Consider the following 23,398-nt stretch of genomic DNA (forward strand, 5'->3'; position numbering starts at 1 on the left):
TTCTCATCGACGAAATAGGATTATTTTCATGAACAGAGCGATTCGACAGCCAGCCGACAGTCCTTGGGAAAGGGCCAAAATGGAACATATCGTGCGTGCGGACATTGCTGCTTTCGGAGCAGGGCGAGCCGAGATGGCCAATGCGATGATCGAACAGAGCGGCATGCGCGTCCGTCCGGATCGCAACCGCGGCCGTTCCGCCGGCATCAACCCATCCGGCCGGTTCGAGCCGGTCAGCCGGCATGTGTTCGACGACGGCTGGAATTCGCTGGAGGAATTGCCGCCGTTCAAGACCGAAGTGCAGGTCGAGAAGCCGCGCACCATCATCACCCGCAACGAATCGCCCGACATTTCCTTCGACCGCTCGATCAACCCCTATCGCGGCTGCGAGCATGGCTGTGTCTATTGTTTCGCCCGGCCGACGCATTCCTTCATGGGCCTGTCGCCGGGGCTGGATTTCGAAGCGAAGCTGTTTGCCAAGCCGGATGCGGCGCGGCTGCTCGACAAGGAACTGTCGAAGGATGGCTATCAGCCGCGCACCATCGCGATCGGCACCAACACCGATCCCTACCAGCCGATCGAGAAACAATACCGGATTATGCGCGAGATCCTCGAAGTGCTGGAGGCGCGCGGCCATCCGGTCGGCATCGTCACCAAATCCCATCTGGTGACGCGCGACATCGACATTTTGTCGCGCATGGCCGAACGGGGCTTGGCCAAGGTGGCCCTGTCGGTGACAACGATGGACCGCATGCTGGCGCGCACCATGGAGCCACGCGCGTCGACGCCGACCAAGCGGCTCGAGGCGATCCGGCAGCTTTCCGATGCCGGCATCCCGGCCTCTGTCATGGTGGCGCCGATCATTCCCGGCCTGACCGACCAGGAGATGGAGCGCATCCTCGATTCGGCACGCGCCGCAGGCGCCCGCGAGGCCGGCTATGTGATCCTGCGCCTGCCGCTCGAGGTGGCGCCGATCTTCAAGGACTGGCTGCTGCGCCACTATCCCGACCGCTACCGGCACGTGATGTCGCTGATCCGTTCGATGCGCGACGGCAAGGACTATGATTCGGAATGGGGCAAGCGGATGAAAGGCGCTGGCCCCTATGCCTGGCAGATCGGCCGGCGCTTCGAGATCACGGCCAAGCGGCTCGGCCTCAACGCCGAGCGGCGCACGCTCCGAACCGACCAGTTTGTCGCCGCCGCCAAGGCGACCGAGCAGCTGATGCTGCTCTGAGAGTAGCGCCTGCCCTGCCCTCGTGGCTGTCAGGCGACCCAAGAATCCCGTCCGGCCTGTCCCCCGGCCTGCAGACGGTGCCCTCCCGGTCTTGCCCCACTCGACCCTGGAGGGACTTGCGGAGAATCGGAGCCGATGCGAACCTCGCCGCAACATGGCTCGCGCACGTTCCGATTCTCCGCTTCTTTTCGAAATCGTCGAAAAGCCCGACTTCTCCTTCGAGACGAAGGCGATGGCCGAAGGCCTGTGGCCGGTGGCAGGCATGGACGAGGCCGGCCGCGGTCCGCTGGCGGGGCCGGTGGTGGCGGCGGCGGTGATCCTCGATCCCGCCAACATTCCCGACGGGCTAGACGATTCCAAACGGCTCAACCATTTGCAACGCGAGGCGCTGTTCCTGAAAATCCTGGGGTCAGCGCTCGGCGTGTCGATCGCCTCGGTCAGCGCCGAAGGCATTGACGGCAGCAACATCCTCAAGGCCAGCCTGGAAGCCATGCGCCGCGCCCTTGCCGGCCTGCCGATCCAGGCGAAGCTGGCGCTGGCCGATGGCCGCGATGTACCGCCGGGCCTCCTCTGCGAAGGCCGCGCGCTGATCAAGGGCGACCAGCGCTCGCAATCGATCGCCGCCGCCTCGATCGTCGCCAAGGTGATGCGCGACCGCATGATGTGCGGCTGCGGCAGCCATCACGAGCGCTACGGGTTCGAGGTCCATATGGGCTACGCCACCGTGCGGCACCGCACCGCGATCGAAGCGCATGGGCCGGTGGCAAGGCTGCACCGGGCATCATTCGCGCCGTTCAGGCTGGGTGGGGTTGAGGTGGTGGAAGAAGAAGGGTTTGTCGGGTTGGACAGCTAATCTCCCCCCTTGAGGGGGAGATGGCCGGCAGGCCAGAGGGGGGTCGCCGCGCGTCAAGCGCCAGCCCTTCTTCGCAGCAGAATGCGTCGCGCCCGGTCGAACGGACCCCCTCTGTCGCCTTTGGCGACATCTCCCCCTCGAGGGGGGAGATCAGGCGCACCACCGCCTTCGCCAATCTCCGTCGCCGCTCAACAAAAAAGCCGCCAGGTTGCCCGGGCGGCTTGATGTCAGCGAGTTAACCCCGCTCAGTTCAGCCTGGCCTTCACGTCCTGCAGCGCGGACTTGAACAGGTCGGCGCCGGCCTTGGCGTCGATCTTGCCGGCAAGCAGCGTGCGGGCCGCCTCGACAGCGATGTCGACGGCGCTGGCGCGCACTTCGGCGACGGCTTCGCGCTCGGCCTGGCCGATCTTCTGCTCGGCAAGCGCGGTGCGGCGGGTGACATAGTCTTCGGTCTTCTTGTGCGCCTCGGCGGCAAGCATGTCGGCTTCGCGCTTGGCGGCAGCGACGATGGCTGCGGCCTCCTGCTCGGCTTCCTTGCGCTTCTTCTGGTATTGGCCGAGCAGTTGCTGGGCCTCTTCGCGCAACCGGCGGGCTTCCGCAAGCTCGTCGCTGATCTTGGTCGCGCGGGCGTCGAGCGACTTGGCGATCAGGCCCGGCACCTTGATGTAAACGGCAACGCCGAGGAAAATGACGAGGGCAACCGTTGCCCAGAGCGTTGCGAGAGATGTGGCGTCCATAATGTGCTCCTCACCGGGCCACGGATTTGACCGCAGCCGAGATCTCGGCCTTGCTGGTCTTGCCGCCGACAAGCGCATCGACGATGGCTGAAGCGGTGTCCTCGGCAATCGTGCCGACTTCCTTCATGGCGTTGGCCTTGATGGAAGCAATGCTGGCCTCCGCCTCGCCGAGCTTCTTGTCGAGGGCGGCCTCGACCTTCTTGCGGGCAGCCTCGGCTTCAGCCTTGGCAGCGTCGTTGGCCTGCTGGCCGATCGCGTTGGCCTTGGCCTTGGCTTCCGCCAGTTCCTGCTCGTAAGCGGCAACGGCGGCGTCCGCCTCGCCCTTCAGCTTGGCGGCCTGGTCGAGGTCCTGCGTGATGCGATCGCTGCGGACGTCGATGATGCCGCCAAGGCGCGGCATCACCACCTTCTTCAGGAACAAATAGAACAGCCCGAACGTGATCGCCAGCCACAGAAGCTGGGACGGAAACGTCGCCGGATCGAATGGCGGGAACGTGCCGTGCGCCTCGGCAGGCACGCCGGTGCCGGAATGCGTGTCGCCTTCCGTACCGGTATGGGCGCCTTCAGCGGCGGGTGCGGACTCTTGCGCAAACGCAGATGTCACGAACATGGACTATCCCCTGATATCAGGCATGGCCGCAGGAATGCGGCCAGCCAATTCTTCCCAATGCTCGTCCGACCAATAATTGGCCGAACAGGGGCTCAGCCGAACAGGGCGAGAAGCGCGATGAGAAGCGAGAAAATGCCCAGAGCTTCGGTCACGGCGAAGCCGAAAATCAGGCGGCCGAACTGGCCATCGGCGGCCGACGGATTGCGCAGGGCGCCCGCCAGGTAGCTGCCGAAGATGTTGCCGAGGCCAATGCCCGCGCCGCCCATGCCCAGGCAAGCGATACCGGCGCCGATGTACTTTGCTGCTTCTGCGTCCATTTTAAACTCCTTTGGATCTGTAATTCGTTGCAATTCCATCCGGCGAAAGATGCCGGAAATTCTAGGTCAGTGCCCGGGATGCAGGGCGTCGTTCAGATACATGCAGGTCAGCACCGCAAAGACGTAGGCCTGCAGGAAAGCGACCAGCAATTCCAGCGCGGTCAGCGCGACTGCCATGGCCAGCGGCAACACCGAACCGGCAACGCCGACGGCGCCGAGCGCGCTCAGGCTGACGACGAAGCCCGAAAACACCTTCAGTGTGATGTGGCCGGCCAGCATGTTGGCGAACAGACGAACCGAGAGGCTGACCGGGCGCGACACGAAGGAGATCACTTCGATCAGCACCACCAGTGGCAGCAGGAACACCGGAACGCCATGCGGCACGAAGAGCTTGAGGAAACCCAGACCGTGCTTCGTGAAGCCGTAGACAACGACGGTTCCGATCACCAGGGCTGCGAGGCCGAAGGTGACGATGATGTGGCTGGTGACGGTGAAGAAGTACGGGAAAAGGCCAAGCAGGTTGGCGACCAGTACGAACATGAACAACGAGAACACGAAGGGGAAGAACTTCATGCCCTGCGTTCCGGCGGCGTCGCGCAGCATGTTGGAGACGAACTCGTAGCCCATTTCCGAAACCGACTGCAGGCGCCCGGGAACAAGGCTGCGGCTCGAGGTCGAGAGGTACAGAAACGCCGATGCGACGAGGACGGTCGCGACCATGAACAGGGACGAATTGGTGAAGGACAGGTCATAGCCTCCGATGTTGATCGGAATCAGCTTGACGATATGGAACTGGTGGATCGGATCGACCTTGTCAGCAGCCATTTACATCCCCGTCAAAGCCGCGAACGGCCTTAAGTGTCCTTGTGCGCCGTTGGCGGCGCCATTTCATTCTTTCGGATCGTGCGACTTCTCGCTTTTTCCGAATTCCGCCACAACACCTGACGAACGCAGGACATTGAGCACGCCGGCGCCAAAGCCCAGCAACAAGCCGACGACCAGACCCCATGGCGAGGTTCCCGCCACACGATCCAGAAACCAGCCAAGGCCCACACCCACCACTATCCCGGCGATGAACTCGCTGGACAGCTTGAGCGCCTGGCCATATCCGGCCGTCGCTTTCGCGCCGTCATTCCCCTCGAGCTGATCCGGCCGTCTTGTCGCAAGCGATGCTCCAAGCTCACGCCGGCGGCGTTCGAGATCTTCGTCGCGGATGTCGGCCTCGTGCTTGCTGCCGCGGCCGGTTTCTCCGGTTCCGTCTGGCCCGTTCTTGTCGGCCATCGTAACCCCCCTGCCCGGTCAGACCGTCACCGTCCGTCCGCTTCTAAAGTCGCCGGCAACATAGTTAGAGGGTTTGCGCCCGTCAAGCCACGGGCGGGACTTCAAAGCCATGTATTTTTTCTATTGGAATCAATTACTTGGCGAGGTGCGACATCGTGCCCGGCACTATCGGGTCGGCACATGCCCCGAATCCGTCCGGCGACCGCTGTCCGATTTCGGCTTCCAGGGCCTTTGCGGTTCGTTTGCGACAGGCAAGCCGAAGGGCTCAGCTCCAGCCGCCGCCATAGGTGCGGTAGAAGATATGCAGGCCGATCTTGGTCATCTTCTGCATCGTGCGCGCCCAGCCCGGATGGACGTAGTTGGCGTAGTAGTGGGTCGATGAGCCGACTTCGGGAATGAATATCTTGCCGGCGGTGACCGCCATCGCGACGTCCTGCGCGGTCTTGTAATGGGCGGGGCTCTCGATGCGCTTCTTGCGGCCGTCGCAGGCGAAGGAGAACTGGCAGCGGTTCAGCCAGTTGTCGTTCTGGTAGACGACGCCGCAAATCGAGTTCGGATAGGCCGGATTGCGGACGCGGTTGAGAATGACCTGCGCGACGGCGGCCTGGCCGCGCACGGATTCGCCGCGCGCCTCGAAATAGATGCCGTTGGCGAGGCAGGCCTGCTCCTTCGTGGAGAAGACGCTGGCCGGCAGCGGGTTCTGGATCCACGAGTGGTCACCCTTGGCCATCGGCGGAATGAAGCGCCCGCTGCTCGGCTCCTCGTCCTGCAGCAGCGCTTCGAAGGGTGAGGCCTTGGCGTAATCGGGTTCGGCCTGGGCATAGGCGGTGGCCAGCACGTCCGGTCTGTCATTGTTGACCAACGCGGCAAGCATGGCCGGCACGCCGGGATCGGGCTTCTTGTCCACGTTGGTGTGGAAGGCCTGGGCGATCTGGATTTCCTTGCCCTTGATGCCGGGCTTGGCGAAGGCGAGCTTCAGGCCGCTGTCCATGCTCGGCCGCAGCAGCGAGGACGTGCGCTGAAAGATCGAGCCGGCATTGAAGTTCTTCGGCGGCGCCACCGGCGAGACCTGGATGATGCGGCCCTTCTTGTCGGCGCGCATGATGCGGTCCTCGTCGGGCGTGATGCCGGCGACATTGCCCTTGCCGCGAAACGAGACCTTGCCGACGCCGAGCAGGCGCACGCCCGAACCCGAGAGCGAACCGGTGGTGACGGAATCGATGAAAGGCATTTCGGCGGCATGAACCGAGCCGGCGACGGAGCGCTCGACATAAGAGTTCCAGCGGGTGCCCGAGGCTTCGAGGCCGGAAATCAAGCTGCCCATGTCCTGGTAGGCGACGACAGTTGGAAAGCCGATCCAGATGCCGAGCCCGATGACCAATGGCGATACGAAGGAACGTTTTTTCTCACCGGCGGCGGCGGCCAGCCGCTTCAGGACACGTCGATGCACGGGGAACTCTCCAGAAACGCCACTGAGCCACTGGAGAGCCAAAGTGAAGCATTAACCTTGATGCGGGGTTAACGCGGTCGATCGTGTTTTTCCGAAGCGGCCCGAAATGGGACGCCGCTTGCCGGCCGGCAACCCGTCAGTTCGGCCTCAGGAAAATTGGCCATGCAATCATGGCGCAGAGCGCGCCCACCAGCCAGACGCCAGGCCACGACCAGACAAGCAGCAAAGCCGGAATGGCGGTCGGCACCACGGAGAAGGCGATGAAGACGAAGCTGTTGGCAAGACCGAGCGCGGTTCCGGCGCGGCTGGCACCGGCAAGCGTGGCGAGTTCGGTGTAGGCGACGCCATGCCAGGCGGAGACCGAAATGCCGGCGAGGACCAGCAGCACGGCGATCGCCGGGATCAACGCGGCATGGGCGTCTGGCGTGGCTCCTGCCGCCAGGACCAGCAGGCCGACGGCCGCGAAGCCAAACGCGCTTGTCACGCTGCAGAGCCGCAGGAATGAGCGGCGGTTGCCGTGGCGGTCGGTGTAGCGGCCGCTCCAGACGCGCATCACCATCGCGCCGGTCTGCACCGCGGCAAGGCTGGCGCTGATCGTGAGCGTGGCCATGCCGGCGAAATCGTGCAGGAAAACGGAGGCGAAGGTGAGCACCGCCACTTGCGGAAAGCAGAGCAGGCCGATGGCGGTGGCGATGCGCCAGACCTCGACATTGCGCAGCGGCGCGGGACCGCCCGACTTTGCCATGGCCATGCTGCCGGCATTGTCCAGTTCCGGCGGCTGGTGCAGCCATCGCCAGGCAAACAGCGCAGAGACGGCGTTCATGGCGGCCAGCAGCCCGAAGACCGCCGCGAAACCGTGCACCGATGCCAGCGACGGCAGGACCAGCGCGCCGAGCCCGCCGCCGAGCGGCACCGCGGTCTGCCTGATGCTCATGGCAAAGCCACGTTCGCCTTCGTGGAACCAGGCCATGATGGCGCGGCCGCTGGAACCGTTGACGCTGCCGCCGAGCAGGCCGGCGACCAGAAGGCATGCGGCCAGCATTGCGACGCCAGGCACATAGGTCACTGAGGGCACGATGAACAACGCCATCAGGGCGAGCCACGCCGCGGTCGCACCAAGGCCGGTCAACAGCACGCCGCGATCTCCCCACCGGTCGGTGAGCAGGCCCCAGGGCAGTTCGCTCAAGGCAACGCCCAGTCCGAGAAGGCCGAGGACCAGGCCGAGATTGCCATTGCTCAAGTGATAGCCCGACCGCAGAAACACCGCCGCCGCCGGTATGCCGGCGAAGGTGGCGGAGAAACCGGCATTGGCGGCAACGCCGATGCCAAGCACCTTCCAGCGATGATTGGCGGGAAATCGTTCAGCCTTCGACGTGACGGCGGCGGCTCGGCCAACCCGGCCTGGCTCACGATTTGCGTCGGCAATCGACATGGCGGGACTCCTGTTGATGCCCTTTCGGGACCTTGACGCCTCGCCTTTACCGCCATAACTTCATCCCGAATATCGGGAATTTTTTGACAATTGTTCCCGAACAACAGGACCGTTTTGATGCGCCGCGTAACCTTCGACCTTGATGTCCTCCGAAGCTTCGTCACCGGGATGGAACTCGGCAGCTTCGCCAAGGCCGCCGACCGGCTTGGACGCTCGACTTCGGCGGTGAGCGCGCAATTGAAGAAGCTGGAGGACCAGGCGGCGACGCCGATCTTCCGCAAGTCGGGCCGCGGACTGGCGTTGACCGAAGCCGGCGAAACCATGCTCGGCTATGCCAGGCGGCTGCTCGAGTTGAACGACGAGGCGGCCTCGGCCATCCACGACGTGGAACTGGAAGGCTGGGTCAGGCTCGGCCTGCAGGAGGATTTCGGCGAGGCGGTGCTGCCGGAGGTGCTCGGACGCTTCGCCCGCGCGCACCCCAAGGTCAAGATCGAGGCGCGGATCGGGCGCAGCTATGAACTTGCCGAGCGGATCACATCAGGCAATCTCGACATTGCGCTGGCCTGGGACAGCGGCCAGGCGCTGCCTTACAGCCGGCATGTCGGCGACGCGCAATTGCGCTGGATCGGGCCGGCCAAGCTGATCGAGACCAGGCTGCGCGAGGGCGAGGCGCTGCCGCTGGTGGCGCTGGAAGCGCCGTGCCTGCTGCGCACGGTGACGACGGAAACACTCGACCGCGCCGGCCTGCCATGGCGGATGGCCTTCTCCAGCCCCAGCCTTGGCGGCATCTGGGCGGCGGTCGCCGCCGGCCTCGGCCTGACCATCCGCACGGATATCGGCCTGCCGGCCAATGTCAGGGCGATGGCGCCGCAAACGCTGGGCTTACCCGCGCTGCCGACCATGGCGCTGGTGCTGCACCAGAAAGACGCCGAACTGGACCCGGTGGCGGCGCGGCTGGCGGATATATTGTGGCACGCGGCGGTGGCGGCGCTGCCGCAGGACGAGCGGTTGAGAGAGGTCGCTTAGACGGAAGCGGCTGTCCAGCGTAGCGTTCCGTCACACCCCCCTCTGTCCTGCCGGACATCTCCCCCGCAAGGGGGGAGATTGGATCTCGCGAATGCTTTCGCCAATTTTCAACGTTGCAAGAGAGGCTCCAAGGACGAAACGACTGATCTCCCCCCTTGCGGGGGAGATGCCCGGCAGGCAGAGGGGGGTGCTGTCCCGCCAATCTTGCGGAGAATTTCGCAACCGTCACCGCTCACTTGCGCTTGTTCGCTCTCCCCGCGAACGGGTTGTCCGAAGTCCGCAGCGCTATCCTGATCGGCACGCCGGGCATGTCGAAGGCTTCGCGCAGGCTGTTGGAGAGGTAGCGGACATAGGATTGCGGCATCGCGTCGGGCCGCGAGCACTGGACGACGAAACCCGGCGGCCGGGTCTTGGCCTGGGTGACATATTTGACCTTGAGCCGGCGGCCGGCGACAGCGGGCGGCGGGTGATGCGCCAGAATGCTTTCCAGCCAGCGGTTGAGCTTGCCGGTGGAAACGCGGCTGTTCCACACCTTGTGCGTCTTGATGACGGCATCCATCAGCTTGTCGAGGCCGCGCCCGGTCTCGGCCGAAACGGTCACCGCCTGGATGCCGCGCACCTGCGGCAAAAGCCGTGTGGTCTTTTCGCGCAACTCGGCCAGCAGTTCCTGCGGATTGTCGATCAGGTCCCATTTGTTGAAGGCGATGACCGGCGCCCTGCCCTCCCGGATGATCAGGTCGGCGATCTGCAAATCCTGCTTCTCGAAAGGGATGGTGGCGTCGAGCACGATGATGACGATCTCGGCAAAGCGGATGGCGCGCAAGCCGTCCTGCACCGACATCACTTCCAGCTTCTCGTGGATCCTGGCCTTGCGGCGCATGCCGGCAGTGTCGAACAGTTTTAGCCGGCGGCCATGCCAGTCCCAGTCGACGGAGATGGAATCGCGGGTGATGCCGGCTTCCGGGCCGGTCAGCAGCCGCTCCTCGCCGATCAACGCGTTGATCAGCGTCGACTTGCCGGCATTGGGCCGGCCGACGACGGCGATGCGCATCGGCTTGGTGTCGTCATAGGCGGGTTCGGCGTCGGGATCGGTGATGTCCTCGCCGATCAGCACCTCGCTGGCGGCGACGTCCTCGGCCTCGTCTTCTTCCTCGCCGAAGGCGCGGTCTTTGCCCAGCGCCTCGATCACCGCGTCGCGCAGATCGGGCATGCCCTGGCCGTGCTCGGCCGAGACCGGGATCGGCTCGCCCAAGCCCAGTTCCCAGGCTTCCAGCATGCCGCCCTGGGCGCCCTTGGCCTCGGCCTTGTTGGCGACCAGCACGACCGGCTTGCCGGACTTGCGCACGATCTCGGCAAAGGTGCGGTCGTCGGGCAAAAGCCCGGACTTGGCGTCGATGGTGAAGAAGATCAGGTCGGCTTCGCGGATCGCGATCTCGGTCTGCGCGCGCATGCGGCCGGGCAGCGTCGAGGCGGCGGCGTCTTCGAAACCGGCGGTGTCGATGACATCGAAATGCAGATCGTAGAGTTTGGCCGCGTGGACGCGACGGTCGCGGGTGACGCCCGGCGTGTCGTCGACAAGCGCCAGCTTCCGTCCCACCAATCGGTTGAAAAGCGTCGATTTGCCGACATTGGGCCGGCCGATAATGGCGACTTTGAAGCTCATCCGGCTATCCATATCATCGCCCAAACCGCAGCGCGCCCTTGGGTCAGGCCCGAGGGCAGGCTTTGGGCGATGCGTATCATGACGCGCCCGAGCCGCGGATCAATTCCGACATCAGCGTCGCCCGCTGGCGCGCGTTGCGCGGGGCGCCGTCATCGGCGGCGATCTGGTCGAACAGTTTCAGCGCATCCTGGGTCTTGCCTTCCTTCCAGGCGGCAAGGCCGAGCGCTTCGCGCGCTGTGTGGCGCAGCGTGTTGTTGTCGGCGGTCAGCGCCTCGACGCGGCTGGAGACGTCGGCGAAGGAGCCGTGATCGACGAGCAGCAGGGCGGCCCGCAGGCGCGCCATGTCGCGAATGCCCTGGGGAATGGCGTTGTCGGCGGCGACGCCATCGAAATCGGCGACGGCGGCGGCAAAGTCGCCCTTGTCGGCCTTGACGGTTGCCGCGCGCATGCGGGCGAGCAGCGGATAGGCGCCGTAGCCATCCTTTTCCAGCTGTTCGAGGGCGGTCAGCGCCTCGTCGCTCTTGCCGTCATTGGCAAGCTTCAGCGCCTGCGAGAAGGCATCGCCGGAGCGGTTGGCGCGGGTCTCGTCCCAATAGCGGTAGCCGACGAAGGCGGCGGTGCCAAGCACCACCAGGATGGCGAGGCCAAGGATCGCCGGACCAAAGCGGTCCCATAGCGCCTGCGCCTGCTCGCGACGGATCTCGTCGTTGACTTCGCGGATAAAACTGTCGTCGGACATCAATCAAAACCATTGCTGCCCTAACAGGGGCGCTTCTTGAGCCCGCGTTTTAGCGAAATTTCGCGGGCATGGAAGGGGCTCGGCAGGAAAATCGGCTAATCGCCGGGCGCATAGCTGCCGACGTTGATCGCACCCACGCCACATTTTGCCGATAGCCGGCTTGGACTGCCTCCAGATCAAGCCCAGATTGCCGATGCCACGTTTGTCCCGCGTTGTTGCGTTTTCCTCAGCCGTGCTTGCCATGGCTGGTGCGGCTTTCGCCGACCCGCCGGCGCCGCCTGCCCCGGCAAAGCCGAAGCAGATCGTCATCATCTCGTTCGATAGCGCCCGGGAGATCTCGCAATGGCAGCGCAGCCGGGCGCTGGCCAAGCGCACCGGCGCGCATTTCACCTACTTTTTGTCCTGCGTCTTCCTGCTGTCGCCGCAGACGCGGGCCGACTACACAGCTCCGGCCAAGTCCGCGGGCAAATCCAACATCGGCTTTGCCGCTTCGAAGCAGGACGTCGCCGATCGGCTCGATCAGATCGGGCTCGCCGCTTCGGAAGGCCACGACATCGCCAGCCATGGCTGCGGCCATTTCGACGGCAAGGACTGGAGCAAGGCCGACTGGCTGAAGGAATTCGCCTCGTTCGAGCGCATTCTGGAAAACGCCTATGCGATCAACGGTATTGAACCCGAGCCCAAGGGATGGCGCGATATTGCCCATGCCGTTGTCGGCTTTCGCGCGCCGTACCTCTCGACCAGCAAAGGGCTCTATGAGGCCCTGCCTGAAGCCGGCTACCACTATGATGCCAGCGGCGTTTCGAAAGGCCCGGTCGAGCCGCCGACCGGCGGCGGCTTGACCCGCTTTTCGCTGCCGCAGATCCCGGAAGGCCCTGATGGTAGGCTGGTGATCGCCATGGACTACAATCTCTATGTCAGGCATTCCGGCGGCTTCGAGCGGCCGAGCCAGGCAGCCGAGTTCAGCGATCGGACCTACCAGGCCTTCCGCGCCGCCTTCGACAAGCAATATCAGGGCAAGCGCATCCCACTGGTGCTGAGCTTCCACTTCACGCCGATGAACAACGGCGCCTACTGGAACGCGCTGGAGCGCTTTGCCGACGAGACTTGCGTGAAAGCCGACGTCGAATGCATCAGTTTTCGCGATTATGTGCAGCGGCAACGTGGTAGCGAGAGGCAGGCGGCGGTGGGCGGCTGAGCCGCCAACCGTCTATGCAGATAGGATCAAGCTGGGTCGGGTTCCTTTGCCTGTTCCTGACGCTCCATGAAGTGGCGGTCAATGTCGGGCAGCGGCTCGCCGCGAATCGTCGCCTCGAAGGCGCGAAGGCGCTTGTGAACTGACAGAAGCTCGACAATCGTCGACCAAGAATTGACGAGATACTGGAATGAGTTGGTTACCTGACTGAAGGCTGAACTGACCTGGTTGATGAGACCCAGCGTCAGCGTTCCAGCGATCATGGAAGGCACCATCAGGAAGTAGGAGAAGACGTTGTTGGTCTGAAGATAAAGATAGCGGACCACGTTGAAATACACATAGTGGAAATACAGGCGAAAGTAGTTTTGCCGCACACTCGCAAACAGCTCCGCGACGGTCGGCGGCTGCGCCCGGGCCGGATCGTCCTCACCGTAGACGAGTTCCTTGCGATATGCTGCCTCGACGCGCTGGTTACGAAACTGCAAGCCAGGAAGCTTGATGCCTGCGGTCGCAATGATGACTGTACCGAAGACTGCCCAGAAGATCGCAGCCAAAACCAGCGGCTGAGGAACATGACCGATCAATGGCAACTCTGTGACATGCTTAGAATAACTGAGCAGGATCGGCATGAAAGCGATAAGCGTCATGATGGAATCGACGAAGCTAGTGCCAAGGTCTTCCATTATCTTGGAAAACCGCATCGTGTCTTCCTGCACACGCTGTGCAGCGCCCTCAATATGGCGCAGCTTCGGCCAATAGGACATGTAGTAATTGTTCATCGCAGTGCGCCAGCGAAACACCCAGTGGCTGACGAAGAAGTTTGTCAAAACGAACACGGTAACCGCGACAAGAGCGATACCGAGGAAAGTGATTATTTGAGCGTAAAGATCAGCCTCGGTTGCCTTGACCGTTTTGCTAACGATGCCCTGAATGAGGTCCCAGAATGGTCCATACCATGCGTTGATCGCCACGCTTACCTGCACCTGAAAGTAGGTCGTGAACAGGAGCAGCGAACTGCCGAGGATAGACCATTGGTCCCACGGGTGCGGAGAATACCAGTGCCAGAAGCCATAGAATATCAAAACGCCAAGCGCATAGTAGATGTAGAACCAGAGGAACGGAGGCGACCAGAACACCGAGACGCCTATGATGGGCGGCGCGTCGGCAAGAGCCGGAGGCAAGCCGAGAAACGCGCCAAGCTGGTCAGCACCGAGGAACCAGGCTGCCACGAGAACCGCAGTCCAGACGACGGCCGAGATGAAAAACAGCTTCGGCTGCGGGAAGAAGGATACGAACACTGTGGTGAAATCCTCGGTCGGTGCGCAAATCAGCGGGGTTCGGCGGGCATAAAGTCACACATTAGGTGGAAAGCAAATGCCCGTACCCGATGCCCGGCATCGAGCAAGACCACAATCATGGCGATTTTGGCGCGGCCGACCAGGTGATCCCAGCAGATACCAGCAATACGCCAGCAGCGACGATCGAGGCCAGGAAGAAGTTGCCCGAGGCTTGCGCCAGCAGTCCGGCGACGATCGGGCCGACGATCTGGCCGATGCCGAAGGAAGCGGTCATCAGCGCAAAAATCCGGCGCGGCGCCTCCGGCACGAGCTGCCTTGCCGTCTGCAGGCCGAGCGCGGTGATGGCGATGAAGGTGCCGCCGAGCAGGACGCCCGCCAGCAGCGGCCCGGCGGTGCCGCCGATGGCGACGCTGGCGGTGACGCCGACCACCTCGACCAGGCAGCCCACGGCATAGGCGGTATAAAGCCCGATCCGTGCCGCTACCTTCTGCCACAGCCAGACCGAGGGAAAGCCGGCAAGGCCGGTGACCATCCAGACGCTTGCCTCGAAGACGCGGCCGCCGCCGCCCTGGCGCACGATGGCGACCAGGAAGGTCGCCGTCACCACATAGCCGAAGCCGAACAGGCCGTAGGCAACGATGACTTTTGCCAACGACCGGTCCCTCGGCAGTGCCGGTTCGCGGTCGGCCACGCCGCGGCCAGGTGCGGTGCCGCCGGCGAGCAAGGCGACCATCGCAAGGCCGCCGGCGGAAATCGCTGCCGACCACAGCCAGCCCGAAGCCCAGCCGGCATGTTCGGTGACCAGAACCGCCATCAGCGCTGAGGATGCCGCGATGCCGAGGCCGACGCCGCCGAAATGCAGCGCCTGCAGGTCGCTTCTGTTGGCGGCTGCCAGGTGACCGAAGACGATCGAGGCCATGAACACCATGACGAAGGCGCTGGCGAGACCGGCAAGGAAGCGGAGGACGACAAAGGCGGTCATCGTCTCGCTCAGCCCCATCAGGGCGGCGAGCGCAGCACTGGCGGCAAGGCCGCCAAACATCAGCAGGCGCTCGCGCCCATGCGCCCAGCCGCCTGCCGCCGCAAGCGCGCCGACGAGGTAGCCGAGATAATTGGCCGACGCGATCCAGCCGGCATCGGCCGGCGACAGATGCAGTTCTTCCATCATTCCGGGCAGGATCGGCGTGTAGACGAAACGGCCAATGCCCATGGCGACGGCCATGGCGATCATGCCAGCGAGAGCAAGGCCCAAGGGTGATGGAGCGGCGTTCATTGCAGCGCACCATAGAATTGGCGACCGATGAAACAATCCGCTTTGTGTTGGGCCAGCGGGCGCGACTAACGCCCCCGCATCTCAGCCGCAGCCGAGCGCCCCGGTCTCGTAGGCGGTGCGGCGCGCCGTCAGCCGGAACGGGATATCTCCGAGTTCGCGTTCCGACATGGTGTCCAGCACCGGATGCGACAATGGGTCGGTAACCCAGTCGATGACATCGCCGCCGTGCATCCCATCATAGCGGTCCGGCCGGAGGCCGGCAGCGGCTAAGATCTTGAACAATGATACGATCGTCATCCTCGCCTCCTCGGTCTGACTGTCCCACTAAAATCTGCCTTGTCGGGCTGTCTTTCAATTGAGATTTCAGCCGCGCCGGTTTAGAAAAACTGAAATGGCTATGCTGAACCGCGTCCATCTCAACGGCCTGCGCGCCGTCGAAACCGTCGCCCGCCTCGGCTCGCTCGCGGCGGCGGCCGGCGAACTCAACGTCTCGGTCAGCGCCGTCAGCCAGCAGATCAACCGCACTGAAAAGCAGCTCGGACAGGCGCTGTTCGAACGCACCGCAAGCGGGCTGGTGCTGACCGAATTCGGAACGGTTTTTTCCGCCCGACTGGGCGCCGGTTTTCGCGAGCTGGCGCAAGCGGTGGCGCTGGCCGACGAGGCGAGCCAGTGCACGCTGGTGGTGTCGGTGGCGCCGGCCTTCGCTTCGAAATGGCTGCTGCCGCGGCTGTCACGTCACTTCGACCGGCATCCCAATGTGCTGTTGCGCATCGACGCCTCGGTGCGGCTCGCCGATCTCGAACGCTCCGACATAGACATCGCCATCCGGCTCGGCGACGGCAAATGGCCGGGCGGGCGGGCGGAGCTGCTTCTGGCGCAGGAAGTTTTCCCGGTCTGCGCGCCGGTGATCGCCGAGAAACTGAAATCGATCGAAGACCTCGCGCAGACCTGCGCCATCACCGACGAGCGGGCGATGATCAATTGGGAGAGCTGGTTCAAAGCCGCTGACGTCGAACCAGTCACCTTCCGCAAGGGTGCGCGTTTCACCGACCCGATGCTGTGCCTGGAATCGGCGATCGCCGGCCATGGCGTCATGCTCGGCTGGCAATTGCTGGCCGCCGATGCGCTGGCCGACGGCCGCCTCGTCGCGCCTTTCGGCGTGCGGGCGCAGAGCGGCCTCGGCTACTGGCTGGTGACCTCGGCGACCAAGACCGAAAGCCGCAAGGTGCGCGATTTCAAGATCTGGATCCGCGAGGAAATCGCGGCGACCGTGGCGCAGTTCAGCGCGCTGGAAAGCGCTGCCTAGGGCTGTCCGTCGCGACGGTGCTGGAAAGCACAGCCGCGCCGATCTATGTTGGAAGCTTCACCTCCAAGACCAAGGCAGGCAGGATCATGACCACACATTCGCGCGGCGTTTCCGCAACCATCGACCCGGTGAAGCTCGACAGGCTGGCGGAAGTCGCCATCAAGGTGGGGCTGCAATTGCAACCGGGGCAGGATTTGGTGCTGACCTCGTCGATCGCAGCCCTGCCGCTGACCAGGCGCATCGTCGAGCACGCTTACAAGGCGGGCGCCGGGCTGGTAACGCCGATCTTCAATGATGACGAGATCACGCTGGCGCGCTTCCGCTACGGCGCGGATGCCGGCTTCGACCGCGCCGCCGGCTGGATATATGAAGGCATGGCGAAGGCCTTTTCCAACAATGCGGCGCGGCTTGCCGTGCGCGGCGAGGACCCGTCGCTGTTGTCGGCGCAGGACCCGGCGAAAGTGGCGCGCGCCAACAAGGCGAACTCGATGGCCTACCAGCCGGCGCTGGAAAAGATCACCGGCTTCGACATCAACTGGAACATCGTCGCCTACCCGGATCTCGCCTGGGCCAAGCAGGTCTTCCCCGGCGATGCCGACGATGTCGCCGTGGTCAAGCTTGCCGATGCGATCTTTTCGGCATCACGGGTCGATGTGGAAGACCCGATCGCAAACTGGACGGCGCACAATGCAGCGCTGCGCGGCCGCACAAAGTGGCTGAACGAGCACAATTTCCATGATCTGCATTTCAGCGGCCCGGGCACCGACCTCACCGTCGGGCCGGCCGATGGCCATGAATGGATGGGCGGCGCCTCGACCGCCAAGAACGGCGTCACCTGCAATCCGAACATCCCGACCGAGGAGGTCTTCACCACGCCGCATGCACGGCGCGTCTCCGGCCATGTCTCCTCGACCAAGCCGCTGTCCTACCAGGGCACGCTGATCGACGATATCTCGGTGCGTTTCGAAGAGGGCAGGATCGTCGAGGCCAAGGCTTCGAAGGGCGAGGACGTGCTGAAGAAAGTGCTCGACACCGACGAGGGTTCGCGCCGGCTCGGCGAGGTGGCGCTGGTGCCGCATTCCTCGCCGATCTCGGCCAGCGGCCTGCTGTTCTTCAACACGCTGTTCGACGAGAACGCCGCCTGCCACATCGCGCTCGGGCAGTGCTATTCAAAATGCTTCGTCGACGGCGCCTCGCTCAGCCAGGACGAAATCGCCCAGCGCGGCGGCAACAAGAGTTTTATCCACATCGACTGGATGATCGGCTCGGACAAGATCGACATAGACGGCGTGCACAAGGATGGCCGCCGCGTGCCGGTGATGCGCAAGGGCGAGTGGGCGTAAAGGGGGCGGATGGCCTTCGACCTGACGGTCAAGCGAATTTACGAAGCACCCGCGCCCGATGACGGGCAGCGGGTGCTGGTCGATCGCATCTGGCCGCGCGGCGTCAGCAAGGAGGATGCCGCGCTGACGCTGTGGCTGAAGGACATCGCGCCGAGCGATGAATTGCGGAGGTGGTTCGGACATGAGCCGGCGCGGTGGGCGGAGTTTCAGGTGCGGTATTCGGTCGAGCTGGATGGGAATAGAGAAGCGGTGGCGAAACTGCGTGGCTTGCTCGGCAAGGCCAAGGTGACGCTGCTTTATGGCGCACATGACGAGGCGCATAACAATGCGGTGGCGTTGGCGGGGTATTTGCGCGGGAGCGGTTGAGAGACAGCGAACCGCTGCATACGCCGCAAGCGAAAGCCTTCAGAATTAGCGATCGCCCTCCACGCGTTCGTCATCCTCGGGCTGACCCGAGGATCCTGTGTGTTGTTCCCATGCTATGTTTGGGGTGGGAAGGAGACCGACAGGATCCCATGGTCTGCGCTGCGTCGCTTCGAACCTAGCTTCGCCACAGGATGACGAAGCGAGGCGACGCTACTTCACCACCCCTTCATAAGCCTCCGGCTTGAAGCCAACCAAAATCTCATCCCCGACCTCGAGCACCGGGCGCTTGATCATCGTCGGGTTGGCCAGCATCAGCTTCCTGGCCTTCTTCTCGTCGAGCCCTTGCTTGTCCTTGTCAGGCAGTTCGCGAAATGTGGTGCTGCCCTTGTTGAGCAGCTTTTCCCAGCCAACCTTGCCGACCCACCCGTCCAGTCTGCCCGCCTCTATCCCCTCGGCCCGGTAGTCGTGAAAGCGGTAGGGCACAGCATGGCCCTCCAGCCAGGTGCGCGCCTTGCGGATCGTGTCGCAGGTGGTGATGCCGTACATGGTGATCGTCAAAACGCGCTTCCCTCGACTGACAGTCGAATCCTCAGACAGCCTAAAACCGCCCTCCCCGCTTTGCCAGCGTCCCAATCGCTAGCGGCGCTTTTTTAGAGGTTGCCAATACTAAGGAAATTTCCTAAGTATCTGCTGCACCGCGTCGACAGACCTCAGGATCGCCCATGCCAAGCCTCCACGCCCCAACTACAAGTCTCCCGCCGATCGACGGCATCTTCCGCGCGCTGGCTGACCCGACGCGGCGGCGCGTGGTCGAGCGGTTGAACCGCAGTCCCGCCTCAGTCAGCGAGTTGGCGCAGCCTTTCGAGATGGCGCTGCCTTCCTTCATCGAGCATCTGAAAGTGCTGGAAGGCTGCGGTCTGGTGCGATCGGGAAAAATCGGCCGCACCAGAACCTATCAGCTGGCGCCCGAACCGCTGCAGCTCGCCGAAAACTGGCTGGCCGAACAGCGCACGCTGTGGGAGCGCCGACTCGATCAATTCGACGCCTATGTGATGAGCCTCAAGGAGCCAGAAAAGTGAGCTATCCCTTCAAGCCCGACCCCAGACTGGACCTTGTGCTGGAGCGCAAGCTCGACGCGCCGCGCGAACTCTTGTGGAGCGCGATGACGGTGCCGGAGCATGTCAAGCAATGGTTCACGCCCAAGCCCTGGCTGATCACCGATTGCGAGATCGACCTTCGTCCGGGCGGACTGTTCCGGACGCGCATGCAATCGCCCGACGGCAAGGAGGTCAACGACCGCCATTGCTGCTATCTCGAGATCGTGCCGAACGAGCGGCTGGTGTGGACCGATGCGCTGCTGCCGGGCTATCGGCCCTCCGGCGAGCCCTTCATCACCGCAGTCATTTCGCTTCAGTCGGATGACAAGGGCACGCGCTACACGGCAACGGCCATCCATCGCGACGAGGCTACCCGCAACAATCATGAAGAGATGGGGTTCTTCGACGGCTGGGGCACGGTGGCCGATCAGTTGGCGCAGTATGTGAAGACCATTTGAGCTTTTCCCACTGCGGCCAGGACTTTGTCCCGGCCGCCTGGTTTTTGGGTCGTGCAGCGAAGTGCGCCGGAACCCTACGGCACCCGGGCTCAGTAGTAGAAGCGCTCTTCGGTGATCTTGCCGTTCTTGACCGTGTACAGGCCAACCTCGTCCATGGTGACCCGTTCGCCGGTGGCCTTGGGCGTTATGTCGAACTTGAAGCGCACCGCGAACTGGTCGCCGTTGACATAGGGGCCTTCGACAGAGCCGCCATGGACTTCGTGGTTCTCTTGCCACCATTCGCCCTTTTGCCTGAGAGCCTCCTTGCCACGGGCGATGGCCATCGGCCCCTCCATGGCTTCGAGGCTGACGATATCATCGGCATTGTACTTTTCACCAGCACCCAGGTGATCCCCCTGCTGGAGCATTTCGGTGAAATCCTTGGCAACATCCGCGATGGTCATGTGTGTTCCTCCTGTTCAGACTGGTTTGAAGTAGGGAAGCGCTTGCCGGCCCGCCACCTTTACCCGCACGACAGCTGACAAGGTGTGTCAGGACGATGATATAGCGCGGCTGTGTGACGACGATTGCGGCGGCGTCGGACAGCGACTTCGGTTGCAGACAAAAGCCAATTCCGCAATGCTGGGTGCATGTGCAACCTCTACAACATCACGACGACGCAAGAGGCGGTCCGCCAATGGACCCGCACATTGCGCGATATCAGCGGCAACCTCGAACCTTCGCTTGATGTCTATCCCAATCAACCTGGGCTTGTCGTTCGCAACAGGACGGATGGGGAGCGTGAACTGGCGAAACTGCTTTGGGGTTTGCCAACGCCGCCCGAGCGCATGAAAGGTAAGGCCGACTACGGCACCACCAACGTTCGCAATCCGCAATATTCGCACTGGCAGCAATATGTGGGCGTCGAGCACAGATGTGTCGTGCCGGTGACCAGCTTTGCCGAGCCCAGCCCTGCGGCGAACGATAAAGACCCGGAAACAGGAATCCAGCGAAATTACTGGTTTGCCCGTGGCGAGAGCCGGCCGCTGTTCTTCTTCGCTGGTTTCTGGACGTCTTGGCAGGGCGTGCGAAAGGTCAAGGACGGTCCCGGCGACTTCGAGCTATACGCCTTCATGACCACCAAGCCTAATGGTCTCATTGCGCCGATACATGAGAAGGCTATGCCCGTGATCCTCACCACGCCGGAGGAAACCGAGGCTTGGCTGACGGCGCCATGGTCGGAAGCACGGCGTTTGCAGCGGACGGCGCCCAACGACGCGTTGGTGATCGTTGAGAAGCCAGCCACACAGATCAAGTTCCCACCACAGGCCCCGGCCCAAGGGTCTCTGTTTTAGCCCGAAATCGGCTCTCCTCAATCGTCGTCTCGCCAGATTACCCGGCGAACCATGCGGATTTCGACAAGACGTCTGACGCGAATTTTAAGGCGTTCAGCAGCGCTTGGCAGAATGATGCCTGCATCGAGCTCACGACCTTTGCAGCGCTCGCACCGCATGTGCCGCTCCACATCCCAAAAGGGGATATCACCAACCAGCTTTGCGAGATCGCCAGGCAGATAGTGTCGAGTGATGTTGCAGTTCCGACATCGAACACGAATTAGCTGCCCGACTTCATGCGCCAAGCAGAGGGTTTGCACATTTCGGCGCGGTCGGGTGCTTAGTTCGGGCATCCCGCAAAGTAGGAATATGTTCCTTTGCGAGTCAATTCACAGTTAATTCCACCTTGGCGATCTTCACAGCAGGTTAAATCCAACCGTCGATGAAGGGATTGGGTTGGATCAGCTTGGCAGCATAGGGCAGTTGGCACCACGGCGCAGGCTGATATGCGCCACGTCGCCGACGCTGAATTGAAAGCCCTCGGCCTGGCGCGGCGCATCGATCACCACCGGCAATCCCTGCCCCAGCTCAGCATGCAGCCGCAGCGTGCGGCCGTGGAAGACGATGGAGTTGACGCGCGCCGGCGCGGTGCCGGCGGCGGCATCGGTGGTGGCCAGCAAGTCCTCGGGGCGAACGCCGATGGTGCGCTCAGTGCCTTCGCCGGGTGTGTCGCCGGTTTCAGATGTTGCTTCCAGCGAAAGCCCGCCAGCGGCGAAGCGCAGGCGGTCGCCGTCGCGGCCGATGAAGCGCGATTGCAAGAGGTTCATGGTGCCGATGAAGCTTGCGACGAATTTCGTCGCCGGCCGGTCGTAAAGCGTGGCCGGCGGCGCGATCTGCTCGATGCGGCCCTTGTTCATGACGACGATGCGGTCGGAGATCGACAGCGCTTCGGTCTGGTCGTGGGTGACCATGACGAAGGTGGTGCCGAGCCGCGACTGCAGCCGCTTCAGTTCGACCTGCATCTGTTCGCGCAGATGCGCATCGAGCGCCGACAGCGGTTCATCGAGCAACAGAACGCGCGGCTCGCAGACTATGGCTCGGGCGAGCGCGACGCGCTGGCGCTGGCCACCCGACAGTTCGGAAACGCGGGCGCCGAGCTTGTCGGCGAGGCCGACCATGTCGAGGGCTTCGCGGACGCGCTTTGCCTGCTCGGCGCCGGACAGTTTGCGCAGCGACAGGCCGAAGCCGACATTCTCGGCGACGTTCATATGCGGGAACAGCGCATAATCCTGGAACACGGTGTTGACGGGACGGTCGAACGGCCTGAGCGCGGTGATGTCGCGACCATCGAGCAGCACCTTGCCGCTCGACGGGCTCTCGAAACCGGCAATGACGCGCAGGCTGGTGGTCTTGCCGCAGCCCGAGGGCCCGAGCAGGGTGATGAACTCGCCGCTGATAATGTCGAGATCGACGGCGTCGAGCCCGACAATGCCGCCGGGGAAAACCTTCGAGACCGTGTCCAGGCGTACCAGCGCATCAGGCGCCATCGCGAACCTCGGACGGCTTGGTGGTGTTGACCCAGAGGATCTGGCAAGGCTCGGTGCCGGGATTGCGGAAGGCGTGCAGAAGCGTGCTCTTGAAGGCAAAGGAGTCGCCGCTCTTCAGCACGTATTTTGTCGAGTCCACCACCAGTTCGACCTCGCCCGACAGGACACAGCCGAACTCGTGACCGATATGCGCATAGGCTTCCGCCGTGCCGCCATCGGCTTCCACCGTCACCAAGAGGCCGGTCAGCGCCGCGCCCGGCGGCGACAGCAGCGCCTTGGCGATGCCTTCCGACTTGACCGGGAGCTGCCGCCTTTTGTCGGCGCGCACGCAATAGAGATCGTTGGCGGCTTCGTTGCCGTCGGTGATCAGCGCCGAAGGCTCGATGTCGAGCGCGGCCGCAAGCGGCCAGATCACCTTGACGCGCAGCGAAGACAGGCCGCGCTCGATCTGGCTCAGCGCACCAATGGAGACGCCGGCTTTTGCTGCCAGCTCGGCCAACGACAAATTGCGCTCCAGCCGCAGCGCGCGCACGCGCCGGCCGACGCGAATGTCGGCGTCGGCCTTTGGTTTCGCTTCAAGCATGTCCATCAGTTGGTCCTTGTTGCAGTCTTTGGCGCGGCGGCAAGACCCGCGGGCTTCAGGAGATTAGTCACAATTACCTGCCGTCGGCGCTGCCCCTCATTGTCCTGCCGGACATTTCTCCCCGTATAGTGACGGGGAGAAAGCGGCTGGCCGCAAACTCGGCGCCATTTCTGCAACGTTTGCGATTGCGAAATCGCTGGTGACAGCGCCCCTCTCCCCGTCCACTATACGGGGAGAGGATGCCGGCAGGCAGGTGAGGGGCAGCGCAACCGTCGGC

General features: G+C 63.5%; 26 protein-coding genes. 10 read left to right on the forward strand and 16 right to left on the reverse strand.

Annotation, left to right across the window (positions count from 1 at the left end):
* The first annotated feature begins 79 nt into the window (after positions 1-79).
* Both NKI64_RS08640 and rnhB read left to right on the forward strand, forming a co-directional pair.
* On the forward strand, positions 80-1,234 hold the full coding sequence (locus NKI64_RS08640) for a PA0069 family radical SAM protein (RefSeq protein WP_023684378.1): 1,155 nt from the start codon (positions 80-82) through the stop codon (positions 1,232-1,234).
* 154 nt (positions 1,235-1,388) lie between these two features.
* On the forward strand, positions 1,389-2,087 hold the full coding sequence (rnhB, locus tag NKI64_RS08645) for a ribonuclease HII (protein ID WP_023692112.1): 699 nt from the start codon (positions 1,389-1,391) through the stop codon (positions 2,085-2,087).
* Positions 2,088-2,332: 245 nt separating this feature from the next.
* Here rnhB and NKI64_RS08650 read toward each other — a convergent pair whose 3' ends face one another.
* The 7 genes from NKI64_RS08650 to NKI64_RS08680 all read right to left on the reverse strand — a co-directional run bounded on the left by NKI64_RS08650 (position 2,333) and on the right by NKI64_RS08680 (position 7,914).
* Positions 2,333-2,824: a F0F1 ATP synthase subunit B gene (locus tag NKI64_RS08650; protein WP_023668483.1), complete on the reverse strand. Its 492-nt coding sequence runs from the start codon at positions 2,822-2,824 to the stop codon at positions 2,333-2,335.
* Between the two features lie 10 nt (positions 2,825-2,834).
* The gene (locus tag NKI64_RS08655) at positions 2,835-3,434 is read right to left on the reverse strand and encodes a F0F1 ATP synthase subunit B (RefSeq protein WP_023684380.1); all 600 of its coding nucleotides are present in this window, start codon (positions 3,432-3,434) and stop codon (positions 2,835-2,837) included.
* Positions 3,435-3,526: 92 nt separating this feature from the next.
* Positions 3,527-3,751: a F0F1 ATP synthase subunit C gene (locus tag NKI64_RS08660; RefSeq protein ID WP_006206606.1), complete on the reverse strand. Its 225-nt coding sequence runs from the start codon at positions 3,749-3,751 to the stop codon at positions 3,527-3,529.
* A 66-nt stretch (positions 3,752-3,817) separates the two neighbouring features.
* Positions 3,818-4,576: a F0F1 ATP synthase subunit A gene (locus tag NKI64_RS08665; protein ID WP_023668485.1), complete on the reverse strand. Its 759-nt coding sequence runs from the start codon at positions 4,574-4,576 to the stop codon at positions 3,818-3,820.
* A 63-nt stretch (positions 4,577-4,639) separates the two neighbouring features.
* Complete coding sequence (locus NKI64_RS08670) at positions 4,640-5,032, reverse strand: AtpZ/AtpI family protein (RefSeq protein WP_023668486.1); 393 nt, start codon at positions 5,030-5,032, stop codon at positions 4,640-4,642.
* A gap of 265 nt (positions 5,033-5,297) precedes the next feature.
* Positions 5,298-6,482 (reverse strand): cell wall hydrolase, encoded by a 1,185-nt coding sequence (locus NKI64_RS08675; RefSeq protein ID WP_023729307.1) that lies wholly within the window; start codon positions 6,480-6,482, stop codon positions 5,298-5,300.
* 136 nt (positions 6,483-6,618) lie between these two features.
* Positions 6,619-7,914, reverse strand: a complete 1,296-nt coding sequence (locus NKI64_RS08680) for an MFS transporter (protein WP_023729306.1) — start codon at positions 7,912-7,914, stop codon at positions 6,619-6,621.
* Between the two features lie 117 nt (positions 7,915-8,031).
* Here NKI64_RS08680 and NKI64_RS08685 point away from each other — a divergent pair, with 117 nt between their 5' ends.
* Positions 8,032-8,940: a LysR substrate-binding domain-containing protein gene (locus NKI64_RS08685; protein ID WP_023668489.1), complete on the forward strand. Its 909-nt coding sequence runs from the start codon at positions 8,032-8,034 to the stop codon at positions 8,938-8,940.
* A 232-nt stretch (positions 8,941-9,172) separates the two neighbouring features.
* Here NKI64_RS08685 and der read toward each other — a convergent pair whose 3' ends face one another.
* Together der and NKI64_RS08695 are read right to left on the reverse strand one after the other, a co-directional pair.
* Positions 9,173-10,603, reverse strand: coding sequence for a ribosome biogenesis GTPase Der (gene der, locus NKI64_RS08690; protein ID WP_023729305.1), 1,431 nt, complete (start codon positions 10,601-10,603; stop codon positions 9,173-9,175).
* A gap of 76 nt (positions 10,604-10,679) precedes the next feature.
* The gene (locus tag NKI64_RS08695; RefSeq protein ID WP_023729304.1) at positions 10,680-11,342 is read right to left on the reverse strand and encodes a tetratricopeptide repeat protein; all 663 of its coding nucleotides are present in this window, start codon (positions 11,340-11,342) and stop codon (positions 10,680-10,682) included.
* Between the two features lie 193 nt (positions 11,343-11,535).
* On the opposite strand from NKI64_RS08695, the gene NKI64_RS08700 reads away from it, so the two are divergent.
* A complete protein-coding gene (locus NKI64_RS08700) occupies positions 11,536-12,540 on the forward strand; it encodes a polysaccharide deacetylase family protein (protein WP_023729303.1) in 1,005 nt (334 codons plus the stop codon).
* A gap of 26 nt (positions 12,541-12,566) precedes the next feature.
* On the opposite strand, the gene sbmA is transcribed toward NKI64_RS08700, so the two are convergent.
* The 3 genes from sbmA to NKI64_RS08715 all read right to left on the reverse strand — a co-directional run bounded on the left by sbmA (position 12,567) and on the right by NKI64_RS08715 (position 15,405).
* Positions 12,567-13,835, reverse strand: coding sequence for a peptide antibiotic transporter SbmA (sbmA, locus tag NKI64_RS08705; RefSeq protein ID WP_023704870.1), 1,269 nt, complete (start codon positions 13,833-13,835; stop codon positions 12,567-12,569).
* 115 nt (positions 13,836-13,950) lie between these two features.
* Positions 13,951-15,108: a YbfB/YjiJ family MFS transporter gene (locus NKI64_RS08710; RefSeq protein WP_023740672.1), complete on the reverse strand. Its 1,158-nt coding sequence runs from the start codon at positions 15,106-15,108 to the stop codon at positions 13,951-13,953.
* 81 nt (positions 15,109-15,189) lie between these two features.
* Positions 15,190-15,405 carry a hypothetical protein gene (locus NKI64_RS08715; protein ID WP_031194592.1) on the reverse strand — a complete coding sequence of 72 codons (216 nt, stop codon included), beginning with the start codon at positions 15,403-15,405 and terminating at the stop codon, positions 15,190-15,192.
* 94 nt (positions 15,406-15,499) lie between these two features.
* Here NKI64_RS08715 and NKI64_RS08720 point away from each other — a divergent pair, with 94 nt between their 5' ends.
* From NKI64_RS08720 to NKI64_RS08730, 3 genes are all read left to right on the forward strand, one after another.
* Positions 15,500-16,414 carry a LysR substrate-binding domain-containing protein gene (locus NKI64_RS08720; RefSeq protein WP_023729300.1) on the forward strand — a complete coding sequence of 305 codons (915 nt, stop codon included), beginning with the start codon at positions 15,500-15,502 and terminating at the stop codon, positions 16,412-16,414.
* A gap of 86 nt (positions 16,415-16,500) precedes the next feature.
* On the forward strand, positions 16,501-17,757 hold the full coding sequence (locus NKI64_RS08725) for an aminopeptidase (RefSeq protein WP_352667578.1): 1,257 nt from the start codon (positions 16,501-16,503) through the stop codon (positions 17,755-17,757).
* Between the two features lie 9 nt (positions 17,758-17,766).
* Positions 17,767-18,123 carry a DUF488 domain-containing protein gene (locus NKI64_RS08730; protein ID WP_352667581.1) on the forward strand — a complete coding sequence of 119 codons (357 nt, stop codon included), beginning with the start codon at positions 17,767-17,769 and terminating at the stop codon, positions 18,121-18,123.
* A gap of 210 nt (positions 18,124-18,333) precedes the next feature.
* Here the strand turns inward: NKI64_RS08730 and NKI64_RS08735 are convergent, their stop codons facing one another.
* Positions 18,334-18,681, reverse strand: coding sequence for an ArsC family reductase (locus tag NKI64_RS08735; RefSeq protein ID WP_023709906.1), 348 nt, complete (start codon positions 18,679-18,681; stop codon positions 18,334-18,336).
* A gap of 164 nt (positions 18,682-18,845) precedes the next feature.
* On the opposite strand from NKI64_RS08735, the gene NKI64_RS08740 reads away from it, so the two are divergent.
* Together NKI64_RS08740 and NKI64_RS08745 are read left to right on the forward strand one after the other, a co-directional pair.
* Positions 18,846-19,202, forward strand: a complete 357-nt coding sequence (locus NKI64_RS08740; protein ID WP_023834821.1) for an ArsR/SmtB family transcription factor — start codon at positions 18,846-18,848, stop codon at positions 19,200-19,202.
* On the forward strand, positions 19,199-19,678 hold the full coding sequence (locus NKI64_RS08745; RefSeq protein ID WP_023668501.1) for an SRPBCC family protein: 480 nt from the start codon (positions 19,199-19,201) through the stop codon (positions 19,676-19,678). Before NKI64_RS08740 ends, NKI64_RS08745 begins: the two co-directional genes overlap by 4 nt.
* An 89-nt stretch (positions 19,679-19,767) precedes the next feature.
* Here NKI64_RS08745 and NKI64_RS08750 read toward each other — a convergent pair whose 3' ends face one another.
* Positions 19,768-20,121, reverse strand: a complete 354-nt coding sequence (locus tag NKI64_RS08750; RefSeq protein ID WP_023684393.1) for a nuclear transport factor 2 family protein — start codon at positions 20,119-20,121, stop codon at positions 19,768-19,770.
* 186 nt (positions 20,122-20,307) lie between these two features.
* Here NKI64_RS08750 and NKI64_RS08755 point away from each other — a divergent pair, with 186 nt between their 5' ends.
* Positions 20,308-21,012 carry an SOS response-associated peptidase gene (locus NKI64_RS08755; RefSeq protein WP_352667584.1) on the forward strand — a complete coding sequence of 235 codons (705 nt, stop codon included), beginning with the start codon at positions 20,308-20,310 and terminating at the stop codon, positions 21,010-21,012.
* Between the two features lie 440 nt (positions 21,013-21,452).
* Here the strand turns inward: NKI64_RS08755 and NKI64_RS08760 are convergent, their stop codons facing one another.
* Both NKI64_RS08760 and NKI64_RS08765 read right to left on the reverse strand, forming a co-directional pair.
* Positions 21,453-22,538, reverse strand: coding sequence for an ABC transporter ATP-binding protein (locus tag NKI64_RS08760; RefSeq protein ID WP_023687090.1), 1,086 nt, complete (start codon positions 22,536-22,538; stop codon positions 21,453-21,455).
* Positions 22,528-23,127 carry a helix-turn-helix domain-containing protein gene (locus tag NKI64_RS08765; protein ID WP_352667587.1) on the reverse strand — a complete coding sequence of 200 codons (600 nt, stop codon included), beginning with the start codon at positions 23,125-23,127 and terminating at the stop codon, positions 22,528-22,530. The genes NKI64_RS08760 and NKI64_RS08765 overlap by 11 nt, the downstream gene beginning before the upstream one ends.
* Positions 23,128-23,398 lie beyond the last annotated feature (271 nt).

Origin of the sequence: Mesorhizobium sp. M0478, from assembly GCF_040321305.1 — a bacterium.
In the GTDB taxonomy this organism is placed as follows: domain Bacteria; phylum Pseudomonadota; class Alphaproteobacteria; order Rhizobiales; family Rhizobiaceae; genus Mesorhizobium.

Bases quoted from the DNA above. Each gene is read 5' to 3' on its own strand.
- NKI64_RS08715 (WP_031194592.1), bottom strand. From the start codon at position 15,405: ATGACGATCGTATCATTGTTCAAGATCTTAGCCGCTGCCGGCCTCCGG.
- NKI64_RS08730 (WP_352667581.1), top strand. From the start codon at position 17,767: ATGGCCTTCGACCTGACGGTCAAGCGAATTTACGAAGCACCCGCGCCC.
- NKI64_RS08670 (WP_023668486.1), bottom strand. From the start codon at position 5,032: ATGGCCGACAAGAACGGGCCAGACGGAACCGGAGAAACCGGCCGCGGC.
- NKI64_RS08700 (WP_023729303.1), top strand. From the start codon at position 11,536: ATGCCACGTTTGTCCCGCGTTGTTGCGTTTTCCTCAGCCGTGCTTGCC.
- NKI64_RS08720 (WP_023729300.1), top strand. From the start codon at position 15,500: ATGGCTATGCTGAACCGCGTCCATCTCAACGGCCTGCGCGCCGTCGAA.
- NKI64_RS08695 (WP_023729304.1), bottom strand. From the start codon at position 11,342: ATGTCCGACGACAGTTTTATCCGCGAAGTCAACGACGAGATCCGTCGC.
- NKI64_RS08740 (WP_023834821.1), top strand. From the start codon at position 18,846: ATGCCAAGCCTCCACGCCCCAACTACAAGTCTCCCGCCGATCGACGGC.
- NKI64_RS08665 (WP_023668485.1), bottom strand. From the start codon at position 4,576: ATGGCTGCTGACAAGGTCGATCCGATCCACCAGTTCCATATCGTCAAG.
- NKI64_RS08680 (WP_023729306.1), bottom strand. From the start codon at position 7,914: ATGTCGATTGCCGACGCAAATCGTGAGCCAGGCCGGGTTGGCCGAGCC.
- NKI64_RS08760 (WP_023687090.1), bottom strand. From the start codon at position 22,538: ATGGCGCCTGATGCGCTGGTACGCCTGGACACGGTCTCGAAGGTTTTC.
- NKI64_RS08755 (WP_352667584.1), top strand. From the start codon at position 20,308: ATGTGCAACCTCTACAACATCACGACGACGCAAGAGGCGGTCCGCCAA.
- NKI64_RS08765 (WP_352667587.1), bottom strand. From the start codon at position 23,127: ATGGACATGCTTGAAGCGAAACCAAAGGCCGACGCCGACATTCGCGTC.
- rnhB (WP_023692112.1), top strand. From the start codon at position 1,389: ATGGCTCGCGCACGTTCCGATTCTCCGCTTCTTTTCGAAATCGTCGAA.
- NKI64_RS08685 (WP_023668489.1), top strand. From the start codon at position 8,032: ATGCGCCGCGTAACCTTCGACCTTGATGTCCTCCGAAGCTTCGTCACC.
- NKI64_RS08725 (WP_352667578.1), top strand. From the start codon at position 16,501: ATGACCACACATTCGCGCGGCGTTTCCGCAACCATCGACCCGGTGAAG.
- NKI64_RS08655 (WP_023684380.1), bottom strand. From the start codon at position 3,434: ATGTTCGTGACATCTGCGTTTGCGCAAGAGTCCGCACCCGCCGCTGAA.
- NKI64_RS08650 (WP_023668483.1), bottom strand. From the start codon at position 2,824: ATGGACGCCACATCTCTCGCAACGCTCTGGGCAACGGTTGCCCTCGTC.
- der (WP_023729305.1), bottom strand. From the start codon at position 10,603: ATGAGCTTCAAAGTCGCCATTATCGGCCGGCCCAATGTCGGCAAATCG.
- NKI64_RS08710 (WP_023740672.1), bottom strand. From the start codon at position 15,108: ATGAACGCCGCTCCATCACCCTTGGGCCTTGCTCTCGCTGGCATGATC.
- NKI64_RS08750 (WP_023684393.1), bottom strand. From the start codon at position 20,121: ATGACCATCGCGGATGTTGCCAAGGATTTCACCGAAATGCTCCAGCAG.
- NKI64_RS08660 (WP_006206606.1), bottom strand. From the start codon at position 3,751: ATGGACGCAGAAGCAGCAAAGTACATCGGCGCCGGTATCGCTTGCCTG.
- NKI64_RS08640 (WP_023684378.1), top strand. From the start codon at position 80: ATGGAACATATCGTGCGTGCGGACATTGCTGCTTTCGGAGCAGGGCGA.